Origin of the sequence: Dapis purpurea BLCC-M126 (genome assembly GCF_050015975.1) — a bacterium.
Classification (GTDB): domain Bacteria; phylum Cyanobacteriota; class Cyanobacteriia; order Cyanobacteriales; family Microcoleaceae; genus Trichodesmium.
Window position 1 is genome coordinate 1 of the sequence record NZ_JBNHER010000299.1, and the last position, 7,364, is coordinate 7,364.

Sequence of the window (7,364 nt, forward strand, 5' to 3'; positions counted from 1 at the left end):
TTAGCTTCTGTTGAAGCTCCTGCTATCAAGGGTTAATTTTTAACTGATTGATTAATTAAAAGCTCTCCATTTTTGGAGAGCTTTTTTTTTGTTTGTGATGGAAAATTTATAACTTTTGCAGAATAGTTATTATCTTCTACACATAGGATTTTGCATAACTCTGATTTAATGAATAGGCAGGAACAGAAAATTGACTGTGCCTCTGTTGTGAAAATCATCTTTTAAAAATTATCTTTGATTAACCAGTAAAAAATTACATATAAAAAATTACATATACTGTTGCGCAATAGTTTTAATCTTCTATATATAGGGTTTTGCCAGAAGTCTTGATTTAATAAATAGGCAGGAACAGAAAATTGACTGTGCATCTGTTGTGAAAATTATCTTTTAAAAATTATCTTTGATTAACTAGCAAAAAAAATTACTTATACCGTTGCGGAATAGTTATTACCTTCTACAGAAAAGGTTTTCCCAAAAGTCCTGATTTAATTATTTAGAAACACAGACAAATAACATTTGCCCTGCTCCTCCTTTTTCTGCTGCCATACAACAAGCTAAAGTTTGATTACCATCTTCTGGTTCTGTCGGTGGGAAAATTTCTGTTTGGTAAATATAATTTTTTGTTTAATTAGGCAAACCCATGGTTTCTAAAGATTCGGCAAATCTTGTATTTTCTAAATAGTAAGTCTGTTGTTGTTTTTAACAGTAATTTACGTTGGTCATCGCTTCTGTTTCTCTAGCTTTGCTTATCATATTTAACATTGAGCCTAAAGATATGGAAGCTAATATCCCTAGAATTATGATAACTACTAAAAGTTCGATGAGAGTGAATCCTGAAATTTTTGATTGATGATGTCTGTGAGATTTATCTATCAAAAATATGAGATATTTATTCATAACAAAAATGTCTATTTATCAAAAAATCAGTGAGTTTTATGATTGATGATTACTCACTGAATTTAATTTAAAAAAATTAGTTAGGCTCTTCTTATTACCACCATGTCTAGTATCTATGGTAGCAATTTGTTTGCCAAATTGAATAAGTCACCCCATTCTAAATCAGATAAACTCCAACAATAATTAAGCACTGCACCAGATTTAGTTAAGTTGAGCGATCGCCACAAAGAAATTGCTACTTTAGAAAAATAGATATTGCAGGAAGGTTGTCGTGTAATAGCTATTCTAGGTAATTCTGGAATTGGTAAAACTGCTTTAGCTTGTTACTTACTACAAAAAATTAAAACTAATTTTGAGCTAGTAATTTGCCTAGACCTAAACTTATCTCCAGATTTAGAAAATACCTTAAAAGCTTTAATATTATCAACTGGCAATAAAACAAAAAATCAACTACCCTCGACTTTAGGGGAAAAGCTATCAATTTTATTGTCAAACCTGCAAAAAAAACGTTGTTTAATTGTGCTAGATGATGTACAAACTTTACTCAGCGAAAAACAACTAGCTGGAAATTATCGGTCACAGTACAGAAGCTATAAAAAATTATTTAAAATAATTGGCGAAACAGTTCACACAAGTTGTTTTATTATTAACAGTTGGGAATCTCCCCAAGAAATTATCACTTTAGCTGGAAAAAATTCCCCCGTTCGTATTTTCCCACTAAAACCTTTAGGTTTAGCAGCTTCATAAATTCTCAAAGAAAGCAAATTGTTAGATGAGTCGCAATGGCAAAATTTGATTAATATCTATGAAGGAAACCCTCTATGGTTAAAAATTGCAGCTAATACAATTCAAGAAATTTTTGGCGGAAGGGTAAGAGAATTTTTTAAATATGAACAACTATATATAAGTGAAGAATTAGGAATAATTTTAGAAAAGCATTGGCAGCGTTTGTCGGAAACAGAACAAAAATTTATTACTTGCCTGAGTCAGAAAATGGCACCTATTTCTATCGATAAATTGTTGACAGATACTCAAGTTTCGCCACAGGAATTATTTAATGCTATAAAATCTTTAGGGCGACGTTTTTTGATAGAAACTAAAATGCAGGAACAAGAAACCTTATTTGTGGTTTTGCCAATTTTTAGACAATATGTAGTATCCAGTGCTGAGGATTTGGAAAAATCACATTATATTTAACTGAAGGTGAGAGGAAAATTTATCTATAATTTTCAGATAGCAACGAAAGTGGAAGAAGAAGAAACCCTATTTTCAGTTTTGCTGATTTTTAGACAATATGTAATATCTACTCCTGAGGATTATCAAAAATAGTGAATATTTTATAGAAAACATAGATAAATATCCATTTGGGTTTTTACTAATCTTGAGCTTTGCTATTTCACTCAAGTAATAAAATCTCTCCAAATAATCAATCCTAACCGCATATCAAATCAAAGGTCAGAAATATTGCTAGAATACTATAGCAAAGAACAAACTTTTGGCAGAATTTTGCAGAGGTTGACTCCGCCCTTTACTATAATCAAATATCTAGAATTAAAAATAGAATGACTTTGGCTCAAGCACTGGCACAAGAGTGGAAAACTAGACTTCAGGAAGATTATCCAAACCATAACTCAGATATCCACAATAGTATTATTTGTTGGCTATTGGGAGATGATCCCAGTAGGTTAGAAACCCTTACTCCTGTCCAAAAAGAAATGGCATCTAAGGGAAGAGAATTTCTGTATCGAATTCTAGGACAAAGATATTTAGACGTTTCGCCAGAACGAGCTTATCAAAACTTGATGCAGCGCTTGAGTGGATTAGTGATGCTACGACAGAAAATACGAGCATGGGTCAATACCAGTCGCGATCGCCAGCGAAGTGTAATTGACGTCCTGCAAGAAGTAGTCCAAGAAATGCTCAATAGCGATCGCTACCTACAACAGCAAATGGCCAAGATTGCCGAATGTACAAAAAATTCCCAGTTGCGAAACTCTTTATTGTTGGCCAGTGTAGAAGAATATTGTATAAGGCCAATTCGTAATCAACCTTTACTAGTTTATAGATTTGTCAATTATTTACGTAGGACTCAAAGAGGTGGTCTAACTCAAGTACCAGTCAAAGAATGGGTCAAATTAATTTCAGAGGATATTACCCCTGGTGATACGGAAGACCGAGTAAGTTTGTTGGATGCTGTGGTGACATCGGAGTATCAAGATGCAGAAGCAATGGAACAACAACATCAACTTCGGTCTAAGGTTCAAGAAGAATTTGAGAAATATTTGGTGGAAAAAGTTGACGAAAAAGCTGCAGAATGGTTAAGACTTTATATTAGAGGTAATACTCAAGATGAAATTGCTCAAACTTTAAATATGCCTGTCAAACAGGTATATAGACTACGGGAAAAAGTCAGTTATCATGCAATTCGTGTTTTTGCACTTAAACAACAACCAGAATTAATAGCGAGTTGGCTAGGAATTTCTCTTAATGAGCATGGCCTAGGTTTGACTTCTAGTCAATGGCAAGAATATTGGCAAAATCTTAATTCTCAACAACGTCATTTAATTGAAGCCTTAAAATCTGGTGCAAGTATAGAGGAAATTGCTAAAAAGTTAAACCTGAAAACTAATCAAGTTATTAGTGAATGGACGAAACTATATTTGGCTGCTCAATCTTTACGGAATAGTTCTTAATCACAAGAAATAAATATTAAGTAGGCAAAATATATTTAAGCAAAATTTTTCTAAGTTATTTAGCCTGCAAAAAAGTAATGTGTAATTAATTTTGTCTTGGTGTTTAGTAAGGATTTAATCGCTCATTAACCTGTTCATAGATTATTAGAGATATCTAGGTTTGAGCTATTTTAATATATTAAGTTTTCAGCTATCTCCACCCTCAGAAAAATTAAAGTGACTTTAGTCAGAGGCTCAATTAATTCAATATGTAAACTTTTAGGATAATATAGTATTATTAGTCAACTACTCTAACCACTACTCTAAATATTCAAAAATTACCGCATTGATTTAATCCCAATGCCTCACCCATATTAAAAATTAGTGGGTCTATGTTAAGCAGATGGAAAAAGCTCAGTATATAAACTGAGTTAAGCTATTATTCTCAAAGTTATTATTAACTCAATTTCAATAATTCTAGTGGAGAAAGTGAATGCCTATCTTAAATCCCGATCTTCAAAGACATGATTTCTATTAGTTTTAAATCAACAACTCAAAAATGTTAGCATTTCACAACAATGAGGGGGTAAAGGAAATGGATAATCCCCAGATATTTGCCTTAATTGACAATATATTACCATTTGAAGCCTGTTTATACTATCAAATCTTACCTCTATCCGTAGAAGGAAGTAGAGTCAGACTTGGTGTAGTTGACCCGCAAGACTCTTCTGCTTTAGATTATGCTCGCCGATTACTATCTTACTTAAATTGTTCACTGGTAAGTGAAGAAATTTCCTCTGAAACTCAAAGGTCAATCCTCTCATCTTATTTAAGCCATATTGGCAATCAAAAATCAAAAAGTTCTAGCGCTTCTAGAGTTAGTATAGCCAAGGAGAATCAAGAACAAATTGATAATTCTCAGTCTGCTATGGTTGGCAAAAATCAACAATCTTCGGAAGCAAAAAATACAACAGAGCAAGGCAGTCTTCTCAAAAATTATCAAGATTCACAACAGACAAAACTTCAATTTGAAGCTCAATCTTCATCAAAAAACTCTCTATGTGATATTTTGGAATTATCTTTAACAAGTTCTTCCCAACTTACTTCTTTAGAAGTTATAGGTACTTTAGAGCCTCAAAAGTTATTAAGAGAATTGCTGCTGAGAGTTTTAGAATCAGGAATTGGTAGACTTTATTTTGAACAAAAACAATCCCAAGGTAGAATTCTTTGGAGTCAAGATGGAGTTCTTAAGTCTGTAGTTGAAAATTTAGAAGCAAAGAAAATTGAAGCTCTTATTAATGAGTTAAAAATTCTTACAAAAATGTCTTTAATTCCTACTAAAAAACCTAGGCAAGTAGAAATAGAAAGAATTTATCAAAATAATCATTTATTATTGCGTTTGAGAGTAATGCCTGGAGAATATGGGGAAGAAGCGACATTACAAGTATTAAGAGGAGCAGCTTTAAGATTTTATCAACAGCAACAGTTATCCTTGTTGAGTCAAGATGCTTTTAAACTAGGCAAACAACTACAGATTAAAATCAATCAAGTTTGCTCTCGTCAGCATTTAGCTCCATTTCAACTAGATAGCTTATTGACTTTGCAGAAATTACTTGATAATATTGAGCATCAAATTGACTGTATCATTTCTCAACAAAATAATCAATTTTCATAGATATATTCATTCATGGATAATGAATAATTGATAATTACCTCTAGTTAAAACCGTAACGTAATTGAAGATAAGGAAATTACAATTTCTTTTCTCGAGGGAAGATTGGATATGGCGTACTTCACAGCAGCTCTGCATTCTTCGGGAAACCTGCTGTTACAGAGTTGCTGTTTTTCATGTCAGCGATAGCTGAAACGCCGTGTCCCATCCTACGAAAAGCTCCGCAAACATTTTGGCGAGAGGCGAAGTGCGGAGTTATGCGCCAGCAAAATGACCGATCTTTCTCTTGAAATAGAAGACTTTAAACAGAATTGATTAATTATCAATTATCCATTGGTAATTAGTAGCTATCTATCAGAGTGCAACTAAAAGAAAAGTATTACTTTGTGTTAATATAGGCAAATTTTTGTTGTCAAATATATTAGCTTTACTTGCTATAGCAATTTCATCGAAGTTGAGTAAAAAACCTCGTTGCTTTCAGACAACAGTTAAGGAGGTTTGGTGGACTTTTGATTGTTACTAAATAACCAACTTTATGTTTTACATCTCATTTCAAAATGCTATATAAAATTTCAAGTAATTAAAAATTGGTTAATTCTATGTGCAATGGAAGCAAATAATTAACCAATTTCTGAGTAAAGTTATACAAGAGCTGGTTCTGTCTGTGGCCAACGGTTAACAGTTTTACCAATAACTGACATTTCCTTCATTAACCGATCAAACTTATCAGGTGTTAGGGATTGAGGGCCATCTGACAGAGCTTTGGCTGGATTTGGATGGACTTCAATCATCAGAGAATCTGTCCCTGCTGCAATAGCTGCCATTGCCATTGCAGGTACATATTCAGCCCTACCAGTACCATGACTAGGGTCAATCATAATTGGTAAATGAGTCAGCGATCGCAAAACTGGTATTGCAGACAAGTCCAGAGTATTACGAGCATACTGACGGTCAAATGTGCGAATACCCCGCTCACAGAGAATAACATTTGAATTTCCAGCAGCTAAAATATATTCTGCAGCCATTAACCAGTCTTCAATAGTTGCAGCCATTCCCCGCTTCAAAAGTACAGGTTTGTCTTGAGCACCGACCTTTTTTAATAGTGAGAAGTTTTGCATATTACGAGCGCCAATTTGTACGACATCTGCCACTTCACTCAACATGGGCAAGTCTTCAGCATCCATTAACTCTGTAATAATACCCAGACCAGTTTTTTCTCTAGCTGCAGCCAACAAATTTAAAGCACTCTCACCATGTCCCTGAAAAGAATAAGGAGAAGTACGAGGTTTATAAGCACCTCCACGCAGGAACCTAGCACCAGCAGCTTTCACCCGTTGGGCTGTTTCTATAATCATCTCCTCATTTTCCACCGAACAAGGTCCAGCAACTACAACTAGAGGGTGATCGAGGCCAAAAGGTACAGGTCCATCTGGAGTAGATACTACTACTGTACTAGCTTCTCCGTGACGAAACTCAAGACTTGCTCGTTTGTAGGGGCGTTCAACCCGCATTACTTGCTCGATCCAAGGACTCATTTCCTGTAATTGTAATGGATCTAGGTCTGCAGTATCTCCTACTAAGCCAATGACAACTTTATAGCGCCCAACAATTTTTTCTGGAGTTAAACCCCAATTAGTTTGGAGTTCGTTACAAAGACGATCTATTTCTGTTTCTGGAGAACCAATTTTAGTTACTATAATCATTTTTACTTTTACGGTTGAATAGGTCCAGGTTCAATTAAGACTATCTTTACCATAAGTTGAAACAGTAAAGTTCTTGTAATTTCTTAATAAATCTAATACAAAGTTCTGTTTTCTCTCATAGATATGATACTTTGCTTCTCTACAGAAACTACAAAATAAAGTTTGGGAGAATAAGGACAATCTAGAGAGGAGATTTTGTTCATATCTCTAAGTAAGCATTCAAAGGCTGGCTATTAGCTTTATAACCTTTAAAGAAAGAATTAGCATCTTCGTAATTTTCAAGGATTAAAAGTTACTTTAATTAATTGATAATGGATAATTACCGAATAATTAAGGTATAAAGCCTCTCCTTCTAAAGGAGAAACAATCAGGACTTACGCAAAGACACTATATATAGCGTATGCCAAATAGAGCGATGTA

6 protein-coding genes are annotated in these 7,364 nt (G+C 33.9%); 4 read left to right on the top strand and 2 right to left on the bottom strand.

The window, feature by feature from the left end:
* Nucleotides 1-699 precede the first annotated feature (699 nt).
* Entirely contained in the window at nucleotides 700-897 is a 198-nt protein-coding gene (locus tag ACP6PL_RS27065; RefSeq protein ID WP_426548440.1) for a type IV pilin protein, read from the bottom strand.
* A gap of 255 nt (nucleotides 898-1,152) precedes the next feature.
* Between ACP6PL_RS27065 and ACP6PL_RS27070 the strand changes: the two genes are divergently transcribed.
* From ACP6PL_RS27070 to ACP6PL_RS27085, 4 genes are all read left to right on the top strand, one after another.
* A complete protein-coding gene (locus ACP6PL_RS27070; RefSeq protein WP_426548441.1) occupies nucleotides 1,153-1,644 on the top strand; it encodes an AAA family ATPase in 492 nt (163 codons plus the stop codon).
* An 18-nt stretch (nucleotides 1,645-1,662) separates the two neighbouring features.
* Entirely contained in the window at nucleotides 1,663-2,094 is a 432-nt protein-coding gene (locus ACP6PL_RS27075; protein WP_426548442.1) for a hypothetical protein, read from the top strand.
* A gap of 365 nt (nucleotides 2,095-2,459) precedes the next feature.
* Nucleotides 2,460-3,590: a HetZ-related protein 2 gene (locus tag ACP6PL_RS27080; RefSeq protein WP_426548443.1), complete on the top strand. Its 1,131-nt coding sequence runs from the start codon at nucleotides 2,460-2,462 to the stop codon at nucleotides 3,588-3,590.
* A gap of 538 nt (nucleotides 3,591-4,128) precedes the next feature.
* Nucleotides 4,129-5,244 carry an ATPase, T2SS/T4P/T4SS family gene (locus ACP6PL_RS27085; RefSeq protein ID WP_426548444.1) on the top strand — a complete coding sequence of 372 codons (1,116 nt, stop codon included), beginning with the start codon at nucleotides 4,129-4,131 and terminating at the stop codon, nucleotides 5,242-5,244.
* 638 nt (nucleotides 5,245-5,882) lie between these two features.
* On the opposite strand, the gene aroF is transcribed toward ACP6PL_RS27085, so the two are convergent.
* Nucleotides 5,883-6,944, bottom strand: a complete 1,062-nt coding sequence (aroF, locus tag ACP6PL_RS27090; protein WP_426548445.1) for a 3-deoxy-7-phosphoheptulonate synthase — start codon at nucleotides 6,942-6,944, stop codon at nucleotides 5,883-5,885.
* Between the last annotated feature and the right edge of the window lie 420 nt (nucleotides 6,945-7,364).

Bases quoted from the DNA above. Each gene is read 5' to 3' on its own strand.
- ACP6PL_RS27085 (WP_426548444.1), top strand. From the start codon at position 4,129: ATGTTAGCATTTCACAACAATGAGGGGGTAAAGGAAATGGATAATCCC.
- aroF (WP_426548445.1), bottom strand. From the start codon at position 6,944: ATGATTATAGTAACTAAAATTGGTTCTCCAGAAACAGAAATAGATCGT.
- ACP6PL_RS27065 (WP_426548440.1), bottom strand. From the start codon at position 897: ATGAATAAATATCTCATATTTTTGATAGATAAATCTCACAGACATCAT.
- ACP6PL_RS27080 (WP_426548443.1), top strand. From the start codon at position 2,460: ATGACTTTGGCTCAAGCACTGGCACAAGAGTGGAAAACTAGACTTCAG.